The sequence below is a fragment of the Pseudohongiella sp. O18 genome (genome assembly GCF_021729085.1).
Lineage (GTDB): Bacteria > Pseudomonadota > Gammaproteobacteria > Pseudomonadales > Pseudohongiellaceae > Pseudohongiella.
In genome coordinates this window covers 1274506-1296154 of sequence record NZ_JAJSAR010000002.1, presented here as the reverse complement: position 1 = coordinate 1296154, position 21649 = coordinate 1274506, and the positions used below count along the sequence as shown (strand labels likewise).

Sequence of the window (21649 nt, the reverse complement as noted above, 5' to 3'; positions counted from 1 at the left end):
TTCGGGCGGCTTGCAGCCGTCCAAAATTGTCCCTGACAATTTTGTGATTCGGCCCATCCCTGGGCCTCACCTTCCGGGCGCATACGATTGCGTCCAAAATTGTTCCAGACAATTTTGTGATTCGGCCCATCCCTGGGCCTCACCCTCCGGGCGCATACGATTGCGTCCAAAATTGTTCCAGACAATTTTGTCGAACCGGCAGGTTCTCGTCTGCTACCCAGAGCACAAACAAAAACGGGCCATCCAAATGGATGACCCGTTTTTATTTGGTGCCCCGGGCAGGATTCGAACCTGCGACCTGCCCCTTAGGAGGGGGCCGCGCTATCCAGCTGTGCCACCGGGGCGAGTTCGGTTTGGTCGGCGGATATTCGATAGCGGGCGAAGTATAACATGGAGTTCGGGCGCGTTGGCCTACATGGAGGAGGCGGCGGCTGGCTCAGGTGTTTCCGGTTCGGCCCAGCGCTCTTTTATCTCCAGGAGTTCCGGTAGCTGCTGCAGGAACAGCTCGACCAGCTCGGGGTCGAAGTGCCGTCCAGCTTCTTCGCGAATCAGCGCGACGGCTTTTTCCACTGGCCAGGCTGGTTTGTAGGGGCGGGCGCTGACGAGTGCGTCGAACACATCCGCAATCGCAACGATACGAGCTTCGACGGGTATTTCTTCGCCTTTCAGGCCGTGTGGATATCCTGATCCGTCCCATTTTTCATGATGATAAAGGGCGATCTGACGCGCTGTGTGCAGCAGGCCGGTGGATTGTTCGCCAATAATGTGGGCGCCAATAACGGGGTGCTGTTTCATGACGTCCCACTCGGTTGCGTCCAGTTTGCCTGGTTTGGCCAGAATAGCGTCAGGTATGCCGATTTTGCCGATGTCATGCATGGGGGCAGCGTGCAGCAGCTCTTCCTGTGCCGCCTCAGAGAAGCCAGCCGCTCTGGCCAGCACTCGGGAGAAGTGGCTCATGCGGATGACGTGCAGGCCAGTTTCGTTGTCTTTGTACTCGGCTGCCAGGCCCAGACGCTGCACGATCTGCAGGCGTGTCTCGCGCAGTTCGTTGGTGTGTACCAGTGATAAATGAGTCTTTACACGCGCCCGGACAATAGCCGCGCTGATGGGTTTTGTGATGTAGTCCACAGCGCCACAATCAAAGCCTTGTGTTTCGTCGGCTTCGTCGTTCAACGCGGTGACAAAAATGACGGGAATTCGTTTGGTCTGCGAATTGGCCTTCAATTGCCGACAGGTATCGAAACCGGTCAGTCCGGGCATCATCACATCCAGCAGAATAAGCTCAGGCTGTTCGCTTTCAGCCAGCTCCAGCGCCTTTCTACCGTCGCGGGCAAACAGTAATCGATAATCCTGCTGCAGAACCTGTCTAAGGACCTGTAAATTGACGGGTTCATCGTCAACCAGAAGCAGGGTCGGTCGATCGGCAGAGATAGTCATGATGCAGTACCGTGCTGATTCATTTCGGTATTCAGGATTTCAACGGCTGTGTCGAAATCAAAGTTGTCCAATGCAGTAGTTAACTGACGTTGCAGCGACGCATTTAATCCCTTCGTGACTTGCTGCACGCTGCTTTCATTCAACTCGCCACGACGTAGATCGTCGAGAAGCGTGCTGATTGCCTCAAGATGTGTAGCAGTGTCCAGCCCCGATTTCTGGGAGTCTTCAACCAGAGCGGCTGGTTTGGGTTTCTCAGCGGTCTCAGGTGATGTAGTGGCTTCGCTCTGCGCCGTTGTTGCAACTTTTTCCAGCTCGTCTGCAATCTGGTCCATGATCTTTTGCTGATCGCCTTCAGGAGCCGACTGCGCTGCTGAGAATTCCAGCTTGTGGCACAGAGCGGACAAGGTCTCCAGTCCAAGATTGCCCGCGCTTCCTTTGAGCTTGTGCAGCAGCATCGAGAGCTTTTTTTGATCGCGGTGCTGGAGCAGGTGCCGTAGCATTTTACTCACTGACTGGTGGTTACTGACAAACGATTGCAATGCTTTGCCCAGTGCTTCATTGGAGCCCCAGCGCTGCCACGCAGCTTCTCTGTTGAAGTGACGCGTCTCAGGTTTGTTGCTGGCCTGAATGACATCGTTGTTTAACTTTTCAGCTGATCGACCTTGCAGATTGTTGTTAAGGCCAGCGTCAGTTCCGAGTCCCATTACTTTTTCGATTTCATCGTTCAGTTGCGCACGATCCAGCGGTTTGGAAGCGAACCCGTTCATGCCTGCGTTGCGGGCTGCCTGGCGATCGCGGTCCATGACGCTGGCGGTGAGGGCGATAACAGCAGTGGGCTGTTGACCCGTTTCACTTTCATGTTCCCGAATGGCTTTTGTGGCCTGCAGACCGTCCATCACTGGCATCTGCACGTCCATCAATACCAGGTCGAATTTAATCTGTTTATACGCTTCAACAGCCTCTGCGCCATTACTGGCAGTTACCACTTCGTGCCCGGCATTGCGCAATGTAATTTTCAGCAGTTCCAGATTCTCAGGAACGTCGTCAACGGCCAGCACTCGCAATGATTGACTTTGGCGATCTAAGCTACGCGCTTCAGCCTCGGGCAGGCTGGCCTTCGGCAGGGGTAGTTTGACTGTGAACGTTGAGCCGGTGCCTGCGGTGCTATCGGCCATAATGTCGCCGCCCATCAATCGCGCCAGTTGCAGAGCGATTGTAGTGCCGAGGCCGGTACCACCAAAGCGGCGGCTCATGGTCGCATCGGCTTGCGCAAACGGATCGAATATTGCCTCCAGTCGATCTGAAGCAATGCCTATGCCCGTATCCATGACACAAAGCGACACTTCTTTTTCCGTGCTACTCACAAGCAGGACTACGCCGCCTTGCTCGGTGAATTTGACTGCATTGCTCAGCAGGTTCAGCAGCACCTGTCGGACACGCAGCGGGTCGCCCAGGTAAACGTCGCTGGACGCCTGGTACTGCAGCTCCAGTGTGATGCCCTTATGTTCTGCCTGTAGAGCAAGGACTTCGGCCGTGTCCTCACACAGCTGTCTTAAAGAAAATGCCTGAGCTTCCAGCTCAATGGCGCCGCGTTCAAGTTTAGCGGTGTCCAGGATGTCGTTGAGCAGACGCAATAGCGAGCGTGCTGAGCGATGCACGGTTCTGGCATGGCGATACTGCTGCTCGTCCAGGGGCGTATCCAGCAGCAATTCGCTGAAGCCGATGATGGCATTCATTGGGGTGCGGATCTCGTGACTCATGTTGGCAAGAAAGGTGCTTTTCGCCTCTGCAGCTCGCTCGGCCTGATCGCGTGCGCTGCGCAGATGCTGTTCGAGTATCTTGCGCTCATCAATATCAGCCAGCAGTCGGGCCTCGCTGTCCTGTACCTGATTTAATAGGTCGCGATAACGAAGGGCACCATTCGTGGCGGCTACAACTACGGTCAGTGCCAGCACGGCAAAGCCAATGCCGAGTGCCAGCGGTGTATTGTCTGCAGTCACGCCCAGTGTCAGTTGCTCATGGCCAACAAAACGGGCGGCCAGCATTCCGGTGTAGTGCATACTGGTAATGGCAAAGCCCATGCCAATGCCGCCCAGGATCAGTGATGTGCTGGTCGCGAGATTCAAGAGTCGGCGCAGGCCGTAATGCAGCCACAGTGCCAGCATGGCCATCACCACCGCTACAATGATTGATACACCGAACAGAAGTGGATCGTAGCGAAGGTCTGCCTCCATCCGCATCGCGAACATGCCGACGTAGTGCATTGCGCCAATCCCCGCTCCGACCAGCAGGCCGCCGAGCAGGATGGTGGGCAGCGTCTGTCGTGAAGCGGAAAGGATGGACAGCGCGATGGCTGAGGCAAGCAAAGCGGGTAAGACGGAGGCGAGCGTCAGGAAAGGATCGTAGCTGACGGATATTGGCAGCTGGAATGACAGCATACCGATGAAATGCATTGCCCAGATGCCGAAGGCGAGTGTGACTGCACCTGACAGCAGGGCGATGCGCGCACTGGCTGGACTGGGTGCGTTGCGACTCATGCTGGCGAGTTGCAATGCGAAGCCCGAAGCCAGTATCGCAACTACCAGGGACAGCAGCATCAGGCCAAATTGATGGTGACCCATCAGTAGTTGTGACCGCTGATCGGCTGGGATGGAAAACAGACTGAGCAAAACAGGCTCCGGATAATCCAGAAACAAAACTCACACGATACTATAAAAATTACGTCGGCAGACGTATCGCAAAGTTTAATCTGGAGGAAAAACGCTCAGACTAGTCTGAATTCCGCAGGGTGTAAATCCGGAGCTAGCGGGCGGCTGCGTGGCAGGCCATGTGCTGTATGACGCCAGGCTTCTGACAGGCCAGTTTGCAAATGCGGTACTGGTACTGTCGGGCACTGGGATCGAGCTCGCTGGCTTCATCAATAGCCGCTTCCAGGTCGGCTTGGGCCGCTCTGCGGGTCAGATAGGGGCCGGAGATGTTGACCTGAAGTGCGGGTTCTTCGGGGTCAGTCGCTACGATATAAAAATTTTCCAGATTCATCGCTACTACACGTTGTCTTTCATGAAGAGAACGGCTGCAAAGCCAATTTATTTCGGTGTGGCTGGCTTGTGGCCGGCGACCGATAATGGCGCGGTATTATCCGCCTTTATATTGCCTTCGCATAGCCCTGTTACACACTTTTTTGCTGATTTTCTTTACAACACCGATTATCAGCATCCGGTCCTGAACACAGGCTGAATCACCCAACGGAAATCAGCATTTACAGCCGCTGCGTGGCAGAGTAATCTGCGCGGCGTGTCTGCGATCAGTATCATCATTCCGGTATTCAACGAGTCACTGGCTATACGTCGCCAGCTTCCTGCTTTGTATCGGCTGAAACAGGCGGGTCATGAGTTGATAATTGCCGATGGTGGCAGTCATGACGACTCCTTGCAAGTCGCGGGCGATGTTGCTGATCATATAATTGTCACTACACCGCCAGGTCGTGCCCGACAAATGGCAGCAGGCATCGAATTAGCCAGCCACGACATCCTGTTATTCCTCCATATCGATACAATTTTGCCGGAAGCGGCAGCGCAGCTGATTACCTCAGGGCTGCAGAGCAGTGGCCGGCTTTGGGGCCGGTTTGACGTGCATCTCGATGGTCAGAGCAGGGGCTTGCCGATGGTTGCATGGCTGATGAACTGGCGGTCGCGGCTGACATCAGTGGCAACGGGCGACCAGGCCATCTTTGTCAGGCTCGAGCTGTTAGATCGTGTCGGAGGCATGCCTGATCTGCCCTTGATGGAAGACATTGCCCTGAGCAAGCGGCTGCGCCGATTTGGCAGGCCCTTGAATATCAAGGCCAGAGCCATCAGCTCAGGGCGCCGATGGGACCGGCATGGGTTCTGGAAAACCATCGGATTGATGTGGTGGCTGCGCCTGATGTACGTATTGGGTGTCTCACCCGCAAGACTGCATCAGCGATATTACGGCCAGATGCGCCGTCACGAATGTGATCGCGCCAGGTTATTGGTATTTGCCAAGACGCCACGCCAGGGCCAGGTTAAAACACGCCTGCAGCCATTACTGGGGGAAGAAGGGGCGCTGCGTCTGCATCAGCAGCTGATAGCACGGGCCTGGCGGGAGCTGGGCCATCAAACCCTGCTGCCGGCACAATTGTGGGCGTCTGAACCGGGGCAAGAGGCGTTCTTTGAGGGGCTGGGAGCTGCGGGATTTGTTTTTTATCAATCCGGCGCGAGTCTGGGCGAGAGAATGGCACACGCTGCGCAGCACACGCTGGCGCACATGGAAGCAGTGGTGATCGTGGGTTCGGATTGTCCGTCGGTTGACCTGCCATATATCAGGCGGGCACTGGACTGCCTGAGACAGGGTGTGCCGGTTGTGCTGGGACCCGCCGAGGACGGAGGCTATGTCCTTATCGGCTTGGCGGCACCGCTTGCGAGTGAGACGCTGACTGCACTATTTTCAGAAATCACGTGGGGAAGCGGTCAGGTTATGGAGCAGACCCGGCAGCGATTGAAGTCGGCAGGGATATCATGGGCCGAGCTGGAACCGCGCTGGGATGTCGATCGTCCTGAGGATCTGCCGAGGTTGGAGGCGCTGCTGGCTGAAAGCTAATCGACGATACTGTTGCGTTGCAGCTGGGTGACAAAGCGGTTAATGCTGACCTGATCCTGGCGGCCCAGATTCCCGAACTGGAATCCACAGATAGTCTGATTGGTTTCCTGCGCGAATTGTGAGTAAACCGCCTCGACGGGGCAATCAAGGGTATGTTCAACCAGAGCCAATTCCATTTTCGCCTGCATCGACTCCAGCATTTCAAAGTCTGGCTTGAGCCTTCCTTCCACGACAACCCGGAATCCGGTGGCCGACATGTTCTGTAACCGCCCTTTGACCTTGGGAAGTTCATTTTTACGAGTCAAAACGACGTCTGTTGACATCGTTGTCGGGACCCAGGCACGGAATGCATCACGTCGCTGCAGATAAAGCAATCGTTCCGGAAATGCGACTTCGTAGAATTCACCGTCGCGATCGACGCCAACCCGTTTGACCACCAGGTCCTTGGCGTGAACACGGATGCCATTGATGGAAGCGTAGATTGCAAATGGGTCACCCTCAATTGCCCGCTTGTGTGCAACCGGCAGTGAAAATTCATCGAGGTGAAATACTTTTTCGCGCAGATTGACGTGCAGTACGATAGTGCTGAACGGAGTCGTCAGTGACTGGAACTGGATATTGATGGGAGAGCGGTCAGCCTGCAATGTCCTGAGCACACTAAAAATATCGCCCGCCGAAGTGTAGTATCGTTCACTGCCTGTCATGGTATGTCCGTTGTTATTCAGGCATTGCCAAGATCGCGTTTGATGGTGCTTGAACCGGTGGTGCCATGGCTATTGTAAACATTCTCCAGCGGTTGGGAGCCATGAAGGATCGCCAGTGCACGCTGGGTATTAAGCTTGCTGCGGTGCACGATTATTTTGTTCGTTTCACTCAATTCGCGGCATTGTTGCAGCCGGTGCTCAATTGCATCAAGCAGGTCAACCGCGTGAGAACTGTTCTGTTTGAGCAGTGCTTTAAGCTGGGACAGGCTGGTCTGGCTGGCAGGCAGGCCAGCCTTCTGTAGCAGTTGCCGGCGTCGGAAATCATTGTTTTCGATGGCACCCAGCAGCGTTTGTTTTTTCTGCAGCAGGCTGTTGAGTTGATCAAGGTCCCGCTTTTCCAGACAACTGCGCTCCGCCTGAAGTACTTCGTACAAGGCATCCAGTTTTTCGCGGTCATCTTGCAGCAGGTGCTGCAGTTCGTTGTCGCTCATGCAGCCCGTTTACAGGTTTTTCTCGAATGCCAGAATCTTGTCAGCAAGCCGGAGGCTGTCAACTGAATAGTTACCGGACTGAATCTTGTCACGCAGTTCACTGACACGCGCCGCGTCAGTATCTGGCAGTGCACGAACGCTGCTTTCCAGCGCCTGCAGGTCAGCGGCACGGCTGCTGATCGAAACAGCATCCACTGCCTGGCTTTGAGCTTCGCCCTGAGAGTCGGTACGGCTGTGGCTGGTGTTGGCGCCAGTGGCTGCCTGACCGTCAGTCTGCTTGACAGTTGAGCGACTGTCCGGAGCAGATGAAGAATTGCCGATCGATGAAATAGCCATAATCAAATACCTGTAATTAGCTGTCAGATGCTGTCAGGAGACAGCGTTTAACGAGCTTCTCAAAAAGAGTATTACCTTCCTGACCAATGTAACGGCCGATAAATGTCTAACTTTAGTCTTTTTGATGTGTTTTTGTCGTGTCGCGTCAAAAAACCACCTCTGCCTCGCCCTCAGCGATCACGATGGCCTGTACGACACGTCCCGAGCGGTCATTGCGGACGGGTATCTGCCGCCCCTGCTGTCCATCCTGCATCGCCGTGCCAGTATGACGAATGCTGACGCTACCCCGGCTTGCCGTGAGGACTACGGTCTCGCCGCGCCTGACCAGCGTCGGGGCCTCTAATATGTCCAGCGTCAACGCATCGCCCGGGCGCAATGAACGCCGCAATACCTGTCCAACTACAGGCTCGGTCGATTCGAGTATCTGGCCGCGAATCTGGCTGACATCCCGCTCTTCCAGCACGACGTCCGGCGGGTTGATGCGCACACCGCGTTCCAGAGCTCTCGAGCTTACAGCGATTTCTCTATAAACCTTTACCTGCGCCGCCACATGGCGCGTCCATGGGGCGTTGTCACTACAACTAACCCTGACGGTCACCCGGCCTCCGGTGTTTCCGGAACCCAGCGAGTTGAGACTGCTCTCCAGAGGTACCTGACACACTGGAATCTGCAGCCTGGGATCAATGGACGCCATTTCGATTTCTACACGATCGCCCTGATCCGACCAGTTTGACTGTAATGCCTGATAGGCAGCGTCCAGCAGCTGCTGTGCCCCCGATGATGTCTGCGCCAAAGCTGAAACTGGCACCCAAAGCAGCATCAAGGCGGCAAATAAGTGCCGCGCCACTGCGTTAATAACGGCAGTATGCGAGAAAAAATTAGTGCTAACAAGCTTCATACTGTCAAAACCCTGACGCTTTTTGTCATCGACGGCCTGAAAAGGGCCGTAATTGGTCTGATATTGCTTTCTGGAGTAAAGAAAGCAAAAAACATGCCGCTAAGCATTGCCGGGAAGAGCAGGGCAACCAGCCTGTGTGTGGTTTAACCAGGCCACAGGCATTGTCAGCAGCTTCATGGCGTGTATCAATTTTTGCACTTATGAAACTCGACATCCTGTCGATATAAAGAAAAGACAGGGCTCAGGCCCGCTACATTAGCGAATCTACACCGCAGGAGACTGAGATGGCAGGCGTATTGGACAGTGTTAACCAACGAACCCAGCTGGTTGGCCAGAACCGTCTGGAGCTGTTGATGTTCCGACTCAACGGCAGACAGGTCTACGGCATCAACGTATTCAAAGTCAAAGAGGTGCTGCCTTGCCCACCGCTGAGCGTGCTGCCGCACAGCAGTCATGTGGTGCGCGGCGTTGCTTACGTACGTGGCCGCACCATTTCCATCATGGATCTTAATGCGGCTACCGGTGGACGTCCGCTGCAGGATGTGGACAAGTGCTTCATTATCATCACTGAATACAACAATTCGGTGCAGGGGTTTCTGGTGCAGGGAGTCGACCGTATCGTCAACCTTAACTGGGAGGCCATCTGTTCACCCCCCAAGGGTTCCGGTCGAGCGCACTACCTGACAGCGGTTACCGAGGTGGAAGGCAAGCTGGTCGAGATTCTTGATGTAGAGCGCATCCTGGCCGAAGTATCGCCTGCCACCGTGGGTCTTAGCGATGCCCTGATTGACAGTGGCAAACGCGGAACCGAACTGAATACGGTGCTTATTGTTGATGACTCCAGCGTTGCCCGCGCGCAGATCCGCAAATGCTGCGAAGCGCTGGGTCTGCAGACGGTGGTACTCAATGATGGCAAGCAGGCGCTTAATCATCTGCGTGGTCTGATCAACGAGGGGATCAATCCCATTGATAAGTACATCCTGGTTATTTCCGATATCGAGATGCCGGAGATGGATGGCTACACGCTGACGGCCTCAATCAAGAACCATCCGGACATGGGCAAACTGCATGTCATGTTGCATACATCACTCAGTGGTGTGTTTAACCAGGCCATGGTGGAAAAGGTAGGCGCCGACGATTTTCTGGCTAAATTCCACCCGGATGAGCTTGCCAAGCGAGTTCTGAAGCAACTGGAGCTGCGCCAGCCAGCCGCCTGACACACGATGACGCACGAGTCACCACAGTTCAGTGATGCCGACTACCAGGCTTTCAGGACCTTTCTCAGTCAGGCCTGCGGCATCGTGCTGGGCGAAAACAAACAGTACCTGGTCGCCAACCGCATGCGCCGCATCATGGAGCAGCATGGTTTCGCCAATCTGACTTCGCTGGTGTCACGCATCCATCAGGGTACTGTGCCGCATCTCAAGGAGGCGGTTATCGATGCGATGACCACCAACGAAACCTTCTGGTTTCGCGACATCGCCCCATTTGACACACTTCGGGATGTCATTCTGCCGCGGCTGGTGCTTGAAGAGAAGCGTCCCAGTCTGCGCATCTGGTCGGCCGCGTGCTCGTCCGGGCAGGAGCCGTATTCAATCAGCATGATCATTGATGAATTCAAGGCAAGGAATCCGGGTGCACTGATGCGCGAGCCCGAAATTATCGCTACTGATATCTCCATGACCGTGCTGAACAGTGCCCGCCTGGCCGAATACGACGGTTTGAGTGTCAGTCGTGGATTGAGCGAGGCGCGTCGGCGGCAGTTCTTTGATGAGCTGGCGGGCGGGCGGTACAAATTGAAGGATTCGATTCGACAGCGCGTCTCCTTCAAACAACTCAATCTGCAGGATAACTATGCGGGCCTGGGGCGCTTTGACATCATTTTCTGTCGCAACGTGCTTATCTATTTCGCGGCTGACTTCAAGGCCGACATCCTGCGGCGTATGCATGGGTCGCTGAATCCCAACTCCTATCTTATGCTCGGTGCTTCCGAATCGCTGCCAGGTGCTCTGAACGGTCTCTACACGATGGAACGTGTCAGCACCAATACCAGCGTTTACCGTAGTTGATCGTCACTCAGTGATTTAATTCACCAACTCCTCGATTTCCTCTTCCTGGCCGACATCTTGCCGCCAACCGGCAAAGCTGTTGGGCAATGTTTTGCCGTTACTTCGGCAATAATGATTTAAGTGTCTGTAATAATTAAAAAATAATCTCTGGCACGGGATTTGCTCACACTAGCTCCAGAAAAGCCAAATGCAATCAGTGGAGCGACCCATGGCCATCAATTTTTCAAATGCCCTCGGCATGCACGAACAGGCGCTTACCTTGCGCAGCCAGCGTACGGCGCTGCTTGCCAATAACATAGCCAATGCCAACACGCCCGGATACAAAGCGCGTGACATGGATTTTTCCGCACTTCTGGCCGAAGCCAGTGGCGCCGGACGCAGTGTAGACATTACCCGCACCCACAGCCGCCACATCAGCGGGCTGCCCGCCATGGCTTCTGCTGAGCAGATGTACCGCGTTCCATCACAGCCTTCTCTGGACGGCAACACTGTTGATGAACAGGTCGAAAATGCTGCTTTCGCCCGCAACGCTCTGGAGCACCAGGCTTCATTCCAGTTTTTGAACAGTAAATTCACCGGGCTGCAGAAAGCCCTGAAAGGAGAATAAGCATGAATCTGACGCAGGTGTTTGATATCGCCGGCTCAGGCATGAGCGCGCAGTCACTGCGGCTGAACACAACAGCCAGCAACATGGCCAATGCCAACAGCGCCGCCAGCAGTGCCGACCAGACCTATCGGGCGCGCCATGCCGTGTTTGCACCGATGATGACTGCCGCCATGCAGGACCCGTTTGGTCCGATGAACAGTCAGCAGGCAGCGGTCGGTGTTCGTGTTGCGGGTGTGGTTGAAGACGCCCGTCCGCTGCAGGCCCGCCATGAGCCAGGTCACCCAATGGCCAACGAAGACGGTTATGTCTACTACCCCAATGTAGACATCGTTGAGGAGATGACCAATATGATCTCCTCCTCACGTTCCTTCCAGCTTAACGTTGAAGTGATGTCAGCCGCGCGCACGATGATGCAGCGCGTGATGACGCTGGGTCAGGCATAAGGAGACGATGATGGAAATCAATGGTGCCGGTGGCAATGCGCTAAACAAAATCCTTTCTGACTATGGTCACCAGGAAGAACCTAAAAAGAAAAATGAGATGGGCCGCGATGAGTTTCTCCGATTGCTGATTGCTCAGCTGGAGAATCAGGATCCTACCAACCCCCAGGATAACGGCGAATTTATTTCCCAGCTGGCGCAATTTTCCTCTCTGGAAGAAGCCCAGAAGATGACACAGAGTTTCGAGCAGTTCTCGTCTGCTTTCCAGTCCACCCAGCACCTGCAGGCAACGTCGCTGGTAGGTCGTCCTGTGCACGTGAAAACAAACACCACGCAGTTGGGTGAAAGCGGGGCAATCAGTGTCCTGGCTGATTTTGATGGCGGTGCCCAGTCAGCCACGCTGCGTGTTTACGATACGCGTGGCAACATCGTTGATCAATTCGCTCTCGGGGAACAGTCTGATGGTCGGCAGGAGTTTTTCTGGACGGGTACAGATGCCAACGATGAACGTTTCCCGCCCGGCAAGTACAGTTTTGAATTAAGCGTAAGCCGTAACGGCATAACAGAGCAGGTACCCACCTACCTGAGTGCCAACGTCAACAGCGTCACGATAGAAAAATCCGGTTCACTGACATTGAACCTGGCCGGCGTCGGCCCGCGGTCGATGTCCGAAATTTTGCAAATCAACTAAACGAACAGTAATTAATCAGCGAGGTGTCAGATGAGCTTTAATATCGGTTTGAGTGCGCTTAACGCCGCACAGCAGGAAATTAACGTCACCGGTAACAACATCGCCAACGCCGGAACCAACGGCTTCAAGAGTTCCAAGGCGGTATTTGGTGACGTATACGCAGCATCGGTTCTGGGTGGCGGCGGCACTCAGCAGGGTAGTGGTGTTACCTTGCAGGGTATCCAGCAGAGTTTTAACCAGGGCAACATCAGCTTTACCGAAAATACACTTGACCTGGCCATCAACGGCGAAGGCTTTTTTATTCTGTCAGGTGAGTCAGGTACTGCCTACACGCGAGCCGGCGCATTCGGTACTGACCGTTTTGGTTACGTCGTGACCAATACCGGTGAACGTCTGCAGGGCTTCGCACCCTCTGAATCCGGTCAGGCAACGGGCGGTGGTCCGCTGACCGACCTGCGCGTAACAACTGGCGAACTGCAGCCACGCGCAACAACGCTGGTTGAAAGTGAAATCAACCTTGATGCGGCGGCCATGCCGTCTGCCGTTATCGGATCTACCTACATCTCCAATGGCGGAAACAGCAGCCAGCCGCGATTGAACGGTGCCATGATTTCCCCAGACAGCGATCCCAGTGATCAGCTTAACCCTTACACGGCGACCAGCCTTATTGTCCGCACGCCCAGTGGTGAAACCCAGCAGCTTGATATTGCAGCTGGTGCATCGGCCAACGCTGTGGCACAGCAGTTCGCTGGCGTAGAAGGTGTGGCGGCTGTGGGTACCACAGTGGGTTATATCAGTAACCTGCAGGACGGCGCGGATGCGGATGGTCAGATGCGTTTTGCCATCAATGGCCGGGATATTGTGGTCGATCTGACAGCGACCAACCCGCTTCAGGATCTGGCCAACAAAATCAACGCCCTGTTGAATAACCTGCAGGCCACAGTTGATGGTACACGCGTGCGGGTAACGCATTCTACCGGTGCTGATATTCGCATCAACGCGGGTGGCAACCCCAGCGGTGCGCTGAGTTTTGAAGGTTCCACACGCGATGCAACAACCGGCGCGTTCTCCCCAGTCGGCGTACCTACAGTGGTCAACCTGTCAGCGAACGACATCATGACCATGGGTGGTTTTGTTGAGTTCACACTGGACGAAAACGTATCACTGCGGACCACCGACGAAGACCTCGAAGGCAACCCGGTTGATCCATCAGATGCCTTCACGATTTTTGGTGATATTTCTGCCGAAGATGCGCTGACAGGAACCGCATTCGAATCCAACCAGTTCGATCCACGAAACCCGGAAACCTACTATCGCTCCACCGCGATTTCGATTTACGACTCGGTAGGTACCCAGCACTCGCTGGCCATGTACTTTGTCAAAGAGCGACCGGATGATACGGGCGACACCAACCTGTGGAGTGTCTACTTCCAGATTGATGGCCGCAATATCGGCTACGATCCAAACTCCTCCACGGGTGACCCGGTACTGGCGCGTTTTGATCTGCGCTTCGATGACACTGGTCGTTTCGACCCCAACCAGCAATTTATCGAAATTACCAACTGGTACCCGGTAGATCAGTCCGGTCGTCGGATTGGTGCCGGTCCGGTCCCAGGCAACGCCAACGTGTCTGATCAGACCACTAACTCCAACTTCCGAATTGACCTGTCCTCCATGACAGCTTTCGGTGGTGACTTCTCGGTTCAGTCAAACAACCAGGACGGTTTCTCCAAGGGTCAGTTGACAGGTCTGGAAGTCAACACACGAGGTCTGGTGTCTGCACGATTCTCCAATGGTCAGTCACAGGTACTGGGTGAGGTGGCACTGGCCAATTTTGCCAACGCCAGCGGCCTGGCAAACCTGGGTGGCACGAAGTTTGCTGAGACCAGTGAGTCTGGTGCCGCTTCAGTGTCGGGTGCCGGCACAGCAGGTCTGGGTGCGATTCAGTCAGGCGCGTTGGAAGACTCCAACGTTGACCTGCCGACCGAGCTGGTACAGCTGATTATCTCTCAGCGCAACTACCAGGCGGCAGCGCAGATCATCTCTGCCACCGATGACGCAACCCAGACCATCATCAACCTGTAATTACTGGCAGTAAAGCCTGAAAACCGGAGATTGACATGGACAGAGCACTTTATCTGAGTATGACTGGCGCCTCGCAGGCAATGCAGGCGCAGACCATTCATGCCAACAACCTGGCTAATGCCAGCACCACCGGTTTTCAGGCAGATCTGGCGCAGGCGCGCTCCATGGCAGTCTACGGGCCTGGCATGCCGTCACGGGTTTACAGCATGACTGAAAATCCTGGCACTGACTTTACCCGCGGGCCACTGCAGCAGACAGGCAATTCGCTGGACATGGCAGTGAAAGGAGAAGGCTACATTGCCGTGCTGGCACCAGATGGTAGTGAAGCCTACACACGCGCTGGCGACCTGCAACTGGGTGTGTTCGGTGAGCTGCTGACCGGCAGTGGTTTGCCGGTGCTGGGCAACAATGGTCCCGTGGTATTGCCGCCGCATGAGAATGTTGAGTTTGGTGCCGATGGTACGGTCTCGGTTCGTGAACTGGGACAGGGTGCACAGGTTCTTGCTGCGATCGATCGCATCAAGCTGGTTAACCCTCAGCCGCAGGAGCTGGTCAAGGGGACCGATGGTCTGATGCGCCGCATCGATGGCGGCGATACGCCTGCAGATGCGCAGGTTGAGCTGGTCTCAGGCTATCTGGAGGGCAGCAACGTCAATGTGGTTGATTCCATGGTTGAGATGATCAGCCTGGCGCGCAACTACGAGATGAATGTGAAGTTCATGCAGACAGTTCAGCAGAATTCTGAAAGTTCGGCACGGCTTTTGCAGATACAGTAATAGAAAAGTAACGACGCGCTAAAGACGGCAAAAAAACGGCAGTAACGCCAGCGACAGAATACGAGCACAACGGGCCCACAGGGGCGACAGCTCAGGAGTAAACAACATGCACGCAGCACTTTATGTTTCCAAGACCGGCCTCAGTGCCCAGGACACCCGCCTGGCCACTGTATCGAATAACCTGGCCAACGTTGCGACCAATGGTTTCAAAAAGGATCGTGTGGTTTTTGAAGACCTGCTGTATCAGATCCAGCGTCAGCCAGGTGCCAACTCTACACAGAATACCGAACTGCCATCTGGTCTGCAGATTGGTACCGGTGTCAAGGTTGCCGGCACCCAGAAGCTGTTCAGCCAGGGTTCCCTGCAGACTACCGGTGAGTCGCTGGACGTGGGCATCAATGGGCGTGGTTTTTTTGAAGTCATCATGCCTGATGGCAGCTCGTCCTACACCCGTGATGGCCAGTTCCATATGAATGGCAACGGTGAACTGGTGACCTCACAGGGCTTCCTGGTCGCGCCAGGGATCACCATTCCACAGGATGCGCAAAGCCTGACCATTGGTGACGATGGTGTTATCAGTGTGCGACTCCCGGGGCAGGCAACCACCTCTAACATCGGCAACATGAATCTGGTGGACTTTGTTAATCCGGCCGGCCTGCAGGCGCTGGGCGGCAATCTGTATGCAGAGACTGTTTCCAGTGGTAACCCGCAGCAGGCAGCACCAGGCCAGAACGGCATGGGTACGCTTGAGCAGGGCTCACTGGAAAGCTCCAATGTGGAAGTGGTTGAAGAGCTGGTCGACATGATCACGACGCAGAGAGCTTACGAAATGAACTCAAAGGTTATTTCTACTGCTGATCAGATGCTGCAGTTCGTCACGCAGAATCTGTAAACCGTTAATGTTCAGGGCTTGAGAGAAACGCTATGAAAACACATCGTCTGATAGTTGCACTGTTTGCTTTGATGGCACTGAACGCCTGCGTGGTTCAAATGCCACAACCACCGGCACCGGACGATCCACGCTACGCGCCTGTCTGGGTAGGCGAGCATCGTGAGCAGGCACCTGTCAACGGATCAATTTATCAGGCAGCCACCGCGACAAACCTGTATCAGCGCCGCGCCTACCGACTGGGTGATGTATTGACTATCAACCTGAACGAATCAACCACAGCCAGTAAATCTGCCGGCACCTCCTTCAGCCGTGACAGCAGCAATACAGTGGCAGACATGACCCTGTTTGGCACCAATATAGACACTAACTCATCGCTTGGAGGCAGTGCTGAGTTTGATGGATCTTCAAACAGCGATCAGAGCAACCAGCTGTTTGGCAATATCACAGTCACAGTGACTGATGTGCTGCCAAATGGTTTGCTGGAAGTGCGTGGTGAAAAGTGGCTGCAACTGAACCGCGGCGCTGAATACATCCGCATCAGTGGGCTGGTTCGCAAAGAAGATATCGCTTCAGACAACAGTGTGCCCTCAACCCGTATCGCCGATGTACGCATTGCCTACAGTGGCACAGGCACACTGGCCGATGCGAATGAACCGGGCCTTCTGAGCAAGTTTTTTGTCAGCAAGTGGTGGCCGCTCTAAGCGGTGCCTGAAACAGACTCTACAGGACTAAGCAGACCATGTTGCTCACACAGATTTTTACAGACAGGAAGGCAGCTGTGCAGACAAAACGTACTAAAAATACTCTGGCTCGTATCAGCCATGTTGCGCTGAGCCTGGTGATTGTGCTGCAGACAGTTATGGTAGCACCGGCGCAGGCCGACAGGCTCAAGGATATTGCCGACCTGCAGGGCGTGCAGGCCAACCAGCTGGTAGGCGTGGGTCTGGTGACTGGCCTTGATGGTACGGGTGACCAGACGACACAGGCACCGTTCACTGCTGAATCGTTTCGCGCGTACCTTGATCAGTTCGGTATTCCAATTCCGCAGGGTCAAAACTTTCAGCTGGGCAATGTGGCGGTGGTGTCCGTTCAGGCAGAGCTGCCCCCGTTCGCCAAGCCCGGTCAACAGATTGATGTCACTGTTTCGTCCCTGGCCAATGCCGATAGTCTCCGTGGCGGCACGCTGGAGCGCACCTTCCTGATGGGCATGGATGGCGAAGTGTACGCCACTGCTCAGGGAAATCTGATTGTTGGTGGTCTTGGTGTCGAGGGTGCTGATGGTTCACGCATCTCCATCAATATCCCCAGTGTGGGACGTATTCCTGGTGGCGCCATGACGGTCAAAGAAGTGCAGACCGCGTTCAACAGTGGCGATCACATCACCTTTAACCTCAAGCGCGCTGATTTCACCACGGCGCGACGTGTATCCAAGGCGATCAACGACTTCATGGGGGAGGGCACTGCTTCTGCCATCGACGCCGTATCGATTCAGGTGCGTGCACCCGCTGACAGCCAATCTCGTGTGGCCTACATGTCAGAGCTGGAGAATATTCAGGTGGATCAGGGCGACGCGCCGGCGCGTGTGATTGTTAATTCGCGTACAGGTACTATCGTGATTGGTGAACATGTACGTGTGTCACCTGCTGCTATCACACACGGTAGCCTGAGCGTCACTATTTCTGAAGGTTTCGCCGTCAGTCAGCCCGCTCCCTTTGGTGATGGAGAAACAGTTGTTTTGCCCCAGTCGGACATTACCGTTGAGCAGGAAAACAACCGCATGTTCCTGTTTGATGCCGGCACTACGCTGTCAGACATCGTGCAGGCCATCAACGCCGTGGGTGCGGCGCCAGGAGATCTGGCGGCCATCCTGGAAGCCCTGAAACAATCCGGCTCACTGCGCGCCGAACTGGTCGTGATCTGAGGGCCTGACATGACCGCCATGAACCTGTCAGATGCATCGGTTTTCACCAACCTTAACGGGCTGAATGCCATCAATCGCGTGGGCAAGGAGGATTCTCCCGAGGCCCTGCGTGCGGTCGCGCAGCAGTTTGAAGCGATGTTCCTTGGCATGATGCTCAAGGGCATGCGGGCAGGAGAGGATGCTTTGTTCTCTGACAACTTCATGAACAGTAACGAAATGAAGTTTCACCGCGAAAACATGGACCAGCAGGTGGCACTGCATATGGCAACCAGCGGTGGTGTTGGTCTGGCCGACGCACTGCACCGTCAAATGATGGAACGATATATCCCTGACGCAGCCAGGACCGCTGAGCAACCTATGAATGACGACTGGCGCCGCCGTGCTACTGTTGAGCCTGGAGTGACTGCTGCCGCTAATCGTGAGCTCCAGACGCCGATCGCCATGTCTGTGCGTGAACTCAAACCAGCGGTGAGCGCAGCTACCGTCAAGGTTCCGAGTGCACCGGCCCGGTTTGACAGCCCGGCACACTTCGTTGAGACCCTGATGCCGATGGCCCGCAAAGCGGCTGCCCAGCTGGGTGCCGATCCGCGTGCGCTGATTGCCCAGGCTGCTCTGGAAACAGGCTGGGGTCAGAAGATGATAACCGGCGCTGATGGCAAGCCAAGCTATAACCTGTTTGGCATCAAATCAGGTGGCAGCTGGTCTGGTGACTCAGTGTCGGTCAGCACTCTGGAGTTCCGTGACGGTGTCATGCAGCGGGAGAATGCTGGATTCCGCGCCTACAACTCGTATCAGGATAGTTTTGACGACTACGTACAGTTGCTTCAGGCCCAGCCACGCTATCGTCAGGCGGTTGAACATGCTGCCCAGCCAGAACGCTTTGTACATCACCTGCAGGAAGCCGGGTACGCTACAGATCCTCTGTACGCTGACAAAATTAATCGCGTCATGCAAAGCCCGGTGCTGAATGTGGCTTCCTATCGTGCTTCGTCATCCTTTGAGGTGAACGCAGAATGAGTACGCTGCTGAATACAGCCATTACCGGTATTCGCCTGAACCAGACCGCCATGTCGGTCACCGGTCACAATATTGTTAATGCCAACACGGAAGGCTACAGCCGCCAGTCGGTCAATCAGTCGACGAATCAGCCCATTCGAACAGCCGCCGGTTTTATTGGTACAGGTGTCGCTGTCGATGAGATCGTGCGTAATTCGCAAAAGTATCTGGTGGATCAGGTGCTGCGTGATGTTGGCAGCCTGAGCGACTCGGAAACCTATCTGACCAATGTAACCCAGATAAACAATCTGCTGGCCTCCGAACAGACCAACCTGTCCAGCTATGTGAATCAGTTCTTTGATGCCTTGAATGAGTCAGTCAATGAGCCCGGTTCCATGCTGGGACGTGAGCTGTTGCTGACGCAGGCGCAACAGCTGTCAGCGGGCTTCAAGTCAGTTGACGCGCGACTTCAAGAGCAGAAGATTGCCGTGAACAAACAGCTGCAGGGCGCGGCAGAAAACATTACCGCCCTTGGACGTCAGATCGCGGCCCTGAACCAGTCAATTGGTGATGCCACTTTTGAATCTGGTGCGCCCAATGATTTGTTGGATAAGCTGGATCTGCTGGTGCGCGAGCTGGGCTCCTATGTCAACGTGACAACCTCAGCCAGACAGGGAGGCGGTCTCGATATTTACATAGGTCAAGGGCAGCCACTGGTTGCTGGTACCAACAGTTTTCAGCTACGGGCAGTACCCGGCGAACCTGACCCCACGCAGTTCGACCTGGCTATATCAAATAAGGTTGACTCCCAGAACATTACCTATCTGTTGAGCGGAGGCAGTGTCGGTGGATTGCTGCGTTTTCGTGAGGACGCACTGCAACCAGCGCTGGGCTCGGTTGGTCTTTTGGCTACCGGTCTGGCGGCAAAATTGAATGAGCAGAACCAGCTTGGTATGGATCTGGAGGGAAGTCTCGGTGGCAACATTTTTACCGATATCAATCATCCGACTGTTGCAGCCGGACGCGTCGTGGCTTCACCTGAAAATCGCCCACCCGCGGATCGTGAGCTCAGTGTCACTATTGATGACGTCAGCAAACTCAACAGCAGCGATTATGAACTGAGCTTTCCCGGTTCCGGTCGGCAGTATGTGCTGAAACGTCTGTCTGATGACAAGGTGATGATGTCAGGCATGCTCAGTTCGACGTTTCCGCAGGTTCTTAAAGTGGATGACGGGTTCAGCATCAATGTTGATGGTGGAACCTTCCAGCAGCGCGACAGCTTCCTGATCCGACCTGTCAGCAACGCTGTTAAATCTTTTAACGTACAGATTGCGCGAGCAGAGGAGTTCGCCTTTGCCTCGCCCGTGAAAACCAGTACCTCAGTTGCAAACCGGGGCGGCGCAGAAGTAGTTGCTACTCTGGTAAATTCGATAGACACACCGTCATTCACAAAAGGCGGCTCATTAAGCCCGCCGATGATGGTCAGATTCACTTCAGCAACAACCTATGATGTGCTGGATTACTCTGACCCGGCGAACCCGGTGCCGCTTGACCCGCCATTAACCAACCTGACGTTTACGCCAGGCGCCAACAATGTGATGCTGCCGTCGACACCCGATGGCACTACCGTCGTTTCACAGGGCGCTGCGACGGCACAACTACAGCTTGGCAGCACCAATAATGGCTACCCAGGTGAAACACTTCGGATTCAGACAATAGATCCGGATACTGGATTCATTAAAGAGCAACAATTGTCGCTGGCAGTCAACGAGTCAGCCGCAAGCATCGCAGCACGACTGTCAAGTCTGAATGGTGTCGAGGCTTCGGCACACACCTATATTGAATTGACAGATTTTCAGTCAGGCACGCCGGGCAACCCCCTGCGGATCAACTTGAATGGTGCCGAGCTGACAGATGTCAACTGGACCGCGCCAGGTGCAGCACAGCCGGTAGCTGTTCCTGATCCGTTGACGCCAGATTTTCTGCGAGACCGAATCAACAATGATCCAGCTTTGCAGGCGCAGGGCATTTATGCAAAAAGCGATGGCACTTCATTACGCGTCTATGGCACCAGCGGCGAGGACTTTGATTTTAATGTTGATGGCACCGGCTCGCTGCGAATGGGAGAGAGTGCCGCGTTGGTCGCGCCTGCCGGCACACCTGTTGATGTCACCATTGGCGGTACGATAGAAGTTCGGCTGGATGCCAATACCGAGCTGACCTCAAGCCAGGCCAATGGATTGTTTGGACTGGCACCGGAAGCCAAATCCAACTACTCAGGCATTCAACTGGTTATGACCAGCGGTAACGGTCCCGGAGGGCAGCCTCGGGCCGGCGACCGGTTCATGATCGCCTACAACAGTGACGGTACAGCCGATAATCGAAACGGCTCTCAGATGCTGTCACTGCAGGATAAAACCATACTGGGCAATGGGACACAGAACTATCAGAATGTATACGGTCAGCTCGCCGAGCGTGTCGGTATTCTGACCAGCCAGGCACGCGTTAATGTGGACGCCAGTGAATCCATGCTGCGCCAGTCCATGGATGCTTCTCTATCAGTTTCTGGCGTTAACCTTGAGGAGGAGGCCGCCCGATTGATTCAGCTGGAACAACATTACAACGCGTCAGCACGTTTGATTACTCTGGCCCGTGACCTTTTTGATACATTGTTGGGAATGTAATC

Annotated in this window: 20 protein-coding genes and 1 tRNA gene; 13 read left to right on the top strand and 8 right to left on the bottom strand. The window is 54.9% G+C overall.

All coding sequences use genetic code 11. From position 1 onward, the window contains the following. Positions 1-267: 267 nt before the first annotated feature. From LVD14_RS13190 to LVD14_RS13175, 4 genes are all read right to left on the bottom strand, one after another. A tRNA-Arg gene (locus LVD14_RS13190) sits at positions 268-344 on the bottom strand. Positions 345-411: 67 nt separating this feature from the next. Then, the gene (locus tag LVD14_RS13185; protein ID WP_237134521.1) at positions 412-1437 is read right to left on the bottom strand and encodes an HD domain-containing phosphohydrolase; all 1026 of its coding nucleotides are present in this window, start codon (positions 1435-1437) and stop codon (positions 412-414) included. Further along, the gene (locus LVD14_RS13180) at positions 1434-4106 is read right to left on the bottom strand and encodes an MHYT domain-containing protein (RefSeq protein ID WP_237134520.1); all 2673 of its coding nucleotides are present in this window, start codon (positions 4104-4106) and stop codon (positions 1434-1436) included. The genes LVD14_RS13185 and LVD14_RS13180 overlap by 4 nt, the downstream gene beginning before the upstream one ends. 133 nt (positions 4107-4239) lie before the next feature. Beyond that, positions 4240-4476, bottom strand: coding sequence for a hypothetical protein (locus LVD14_RS13175; protein ID WP_237134519.1), 237 nt, complete (start codon positions 4474-4476; stop codon positions 4240-4242). Positions 4477-4731: 255 nt separating this feature from the next. Here LVD14_RS13175 and LVD14_RS15575 point away from each other — a divergent pair, with 255 nt between their 5' ends. Further along, positions 4732-6057 carry a TIGR04283 family arsenosugar biosynthesis glycosyltransferase gene (locus tag LVD14_RS15575; protein WP_317622724.1) on the top strand — a complete coding sequence of 442 codons (1326 nt, stop codon included), beginning with the start codon at positions 4732-4734 and terminating at the stop codon, positions 6055-6057. On the opposite strand, the gene LVD14_RS13160 is transcribed toward LVD14_RS15575, so the two are convergent. The 4 genes from LVD14_RS13160 to flgA all read right to left on the bottom strand — a co-directional run bounded on the left by LVD14_RS13160 (position 6054) and on the right by flgA (position 8486). Then, positions 6054-6761: a flagellar brake protein gene (locus LVD14_RS13160; RefSeq protein ID WP_237134518.1), complete on the bottom strand. Its 708-nt coding sequence runs from the start codon at positions 6759-6761 to the stop codon at positions 6054-6056. The genes LVD14_RS15575 and LVD14_RS13160 overlap by 4 nt on opposite strands. A 17-nt stretch (positions 6762-6778) precedes the next feature. Further along, complete coding sequence (locus tag LVD14_RS13155; RefSeq protein ID WP_237134517.1) at positions 6779-7252, bottom strand: flagella synthesis protein FlgN; 474 nt, start codon at positions 7250-7252, stop codon at positions 6779-6781. A 9-nt stretch (positions 7253-7261) separates the two neighbouring features. After that, positions 7262-7588 (bottom strand): flagellar biosynthesis anti-sigma factor FlgM, encoded by a 327-nt coding sequence (gene flgM / locus LVD14_RS13150; protein ID WP_237134516.1) that lies wholly within the window; start codon positions 7586-7588, stop codon positions 7262-7264. A 145-nt stretch (positions 7589-7733) separates the two neighbouring features. Next, the gene (flgA, locus tag LVD14_RS13145) at positions 7734-8486 is read right to left on the bottom strand and encodes a flagellar basal body P-ring formation chaperone FlgA (protein ID WP_237134515.1); all 753 of its coding nucleotides are present in this window, start codon (positions 8484-8486) and stop codon (positions 7734-7736) included. 284 nt (positions 8487-8770) lie between these two features. On the opposite strand from flgA, the gene LVD14_RS13140 reads away from it, so the two are divergent. The 12 genes from LVD14_RS13140 to flgK all read left to right on the top strand — a co-directional run bounded on the left by LVD14_RS13140 (position 8771) and on the right by flgK (position 21647). Next, positions 8771-9703 carry a chemotaxis protein CheV gene (locus LVD14_RS13140; protein WP_237134514.1) on the top strand — a complete coding sequence of 311 codons (933 nt, stop codon included), beginning with the start codon at positions 8771-8773 and terminating at the stop codon, positions 9701-9703. A gap of 6 nt (positions 9704-9709) precedes the next feature. Next, positions 9710-10555 (top strand): CheR family methyltransferase, encoded by an 846-nt coding sequence (locus LVD14_RS13135; protein WP_237134513.1) that lies wholly within the window; start codon positions 9710-9712, stop codon positions 10553-10555. Positions 10556-10763: 208 nt separating this feature from the next. Further along, on the top strand, positions 10764-11162 hold the full coding sequence (flgB, locus tag LVD14_RS13130) for a flagellar basal body rod protein FlgB (protein ID WP_237134512.1): 399 nt from the start codon (positions 10764-10766) through the stop codon (positions 11160-11162). A gap of 2 nt (positions 11163-11164) precedes the next feature. After that, on the top strand, positions 11165-11605 hold the full coding sequence (gene flgC, locus LVD14_RS13125) for a flagellar basal body rod protein FlgC (protein WP_237134511.1): 441 nt from the start codon (positions 11165-11167) through the stop codon (positions 11603-11605). Positions 11606-11612: 7 nt separating this feature from the next. Continuing rightward, a complete protein-coding gene (locus LVD14_RS13120) occupies positions 11613-12293 on the top strand; it encodes a flagellar hook assembly protein FlgD (protein ID WP_237134510.1) in 681 nt (226 codons plus the stop codon). Positions 12294-12323: 30 nt separating this feature from the next. Continuing rightward, positions 12324-14378 carry a flagellar hook-basal body complex protein gene (locus LVD14_RS13115; protein WP_237134509.1) on the top strand — a complete coding sequence of 685 codons (2055 nt, stop codon included), beginning with the start codon at positions 12324-12326 and terminating at the stop codon, positions 14376-14378. A gap of 35 nt (positions 14379-14413) precedes the next feature. Further along, the gene (gene flgF / locus LVD14_RS13110; RefSeq protein ID WP_237134508.1) at positions 14414-15154 is read left to right on the top strand and encodes a flagellar basal-body rod protein FlgF; all 741 of its coding nucleotides are present in this window, start codon (positions 14414-14416) and stop codon (positions 15152-15154) included. 106 nt (positions 15155-15260) lie between these two features. Next, positions 15261-16046 carry a flagellar basal-body rod protein FlgG gene (gene flgG, locus LVD14_RS13105; protein WP_237134507.1) on the top strand — a complete coding sequence of 262 codons (786 nt, stop codon included), beginning with the start codon at positions 15261-15263 and terminating at the stop codon, positions 16044-16046. Between the two features lie 32 nt (positions 16047-16078). Beyond that, the gene (gene flgH / locus LVD14_RS13100) at positions 16079-16747 is read left to right on the top strand and encodes a flagellar basal body L-ring protein FlgH (protein WP_237134506.1); all 669 of its coding nucleotides are present in this window, start codon (positions 16079-16081) and stop codon (positions 16745-16747) included. Positions 16748-16905: 158 nt separating this feature from the next. Then, entirely contained in the window at positions 16906-17967 is a 1062-nt protein-coding gene (locus tag LVD14_RS13095; RefSeq protein WP_237134681.1) for a flagellar basal body P-ring protein FlgI, read from the top strand. A gap of 9 nt (positions 17968-17976) precedes the next feature. Then, positions 17977-18984: a flagellar assembly peptidoglycan hydrolase FlgJ gene (flgJ, locus tag LVD14_RS13090; RefSeq protein WP_237134505.1), complete on the top strand. Its 1008-nt coding sequence runs from the start codon at positions 17977-17979 to the stop codon at positions 18982-18984. Next, positions 18981-21647 (top strand): flagellar hook-associated protein FlgK, encoded by a 2667-nt coding sequence (flgK, locus tag LVD14_RS13085; protein WP_237134504.1) that lies wholly within the window; start codon positions 18981-18983, stop codon positions 21645-21647. Before flgJ ends, flgK begins: the two co-directional genes overlap by 4 nt. Positions 21648-21649: the final 2 nt, after the last annotated feature.

Excerpts from the sequence above, each read along its gene's own strand:
- flgJ (WP_237134505.1), top strand. The coding sequence starts at position 17,977 with ATGACCGCCATGAACCTGTCAGATGCATCGGTTTTCACCAACCTTAAC.
- LVD14_RS13155 (WP_237134517.1), bottom strand. The coding sequence starts at position 7,252 with ATGAGCGACAACGAACTGCAGCACCTGCTGCAAGATGACCGCGAAAAA.
- flgA (WP_237134515.1), bottom strand. The coding sequence starts at position 8,486 with ATGAAGCTTGTTAGCACTAATTTTTTCTCGCATACTGCCGTTATTAAC.
- flgH (WP_237134506.1), top strand. The coding sequence starts at position 16,079 with ATGAAAACACATCGTCTGATAGTTGCACTGTTTGCTTTGATGGCACTG.
- LVD14_RS13115 (WP_237134509.1), top strand. The coding sequence starts at position 12,324 with ATGAGCTTTAATATCGGTTTGAGTGCGCTTAACGCCGCACAGCAGGAA.
- flgB (WP_237134512.1), top strand. The coding sequence starts at position 10,764 with ATGGCCATCAATTTTTCAAATGCCCTCGGCATGCACGAACAGGCGCTT.
- flgK (WP_237134504.1), top strand. The coding sequence starts at position 18,981 with ATGAGTACGCTGCTGAATACAGCCATTACCGGTATTCGCCTGAACCAG.
- LVD14_RS13135 (WP_237134513.1), top strand. The coding sequence starts at position 9,710 with ATGACGCACGAGTCACCACAGTTCAGTGATGCCGACTACCAGGCTTTC.
- LVD14_RS13185 (WP_237134521.1), bottom strand. The coding sequence starts at position 1,437 with ATGACTATCTCTGCCGATCGACCGACCCTGCTTCTGGTTGACGATGAA.
- flgF (WP_237134508.1), top strand. The coding sequence starts at position 14,414 with ATGGACAGAGCACTTTATCTGAGTATGACTGGCGCCTCGCAGGCAATG.
- LVD14_RS13120 (WP_237134510.1), top strand. The coding sequence starts at position 11,613 with ATGATGGAAATCAATGGTGCCGGTGGCAATGCGCTAAACAAAATCCTT.
- LVD14_RS13095 (WP_237134681.1), top strand. The coding sequence starts at position 16,906 with ATGGTAGCACCGGCGCAGGCCGACAGGCTCAAGGATATTGCCGACCTG.
- LVD14_RS13175 (WP_237134519.1), bottom strand. The coding sequence starts at position 4,476 with ATGAATCTGGAAAATTTTTATATCGTAGCGACTGACCCCGAAGAACCC.
- flgC (WP_237134511.1), top strand. The coding sequence starts at position 11,165 with ATGAATCTGACGCAGGTGTTTGATATCGCCGGCTCAGGCATGAGCGCG.
- LVD14_RS13160 (WP_237134518.1), bottom strand. The coding sequence starts at position 6,761 with ATGACAGGCAGTGAACGATACTACACTTCGGCGGGCGATATTTTTAGT.
- flgG (WP_237134507.1), top strand. The coding sequence starts at position 15,261 with ATGCACGCAGCACTTTATGTTTCCAAGACCGGCCTCAGTGCCCAGGAC.
- flgM (WP_237134516.1), bottom strand. The coding sequence starts at position 7,588 with ATGGCTATTTCATCGATCGGCAATTCTTCATCTGCTCCGGACAGTCGC.
- LVD14_RS13140 (WP_237134514.1), top strand. The coding sequence starts at position 8,771 with ATGGCAGGCGTATTGGACAGTGTTAACCAACGAACCCAGCTGGTTGGC.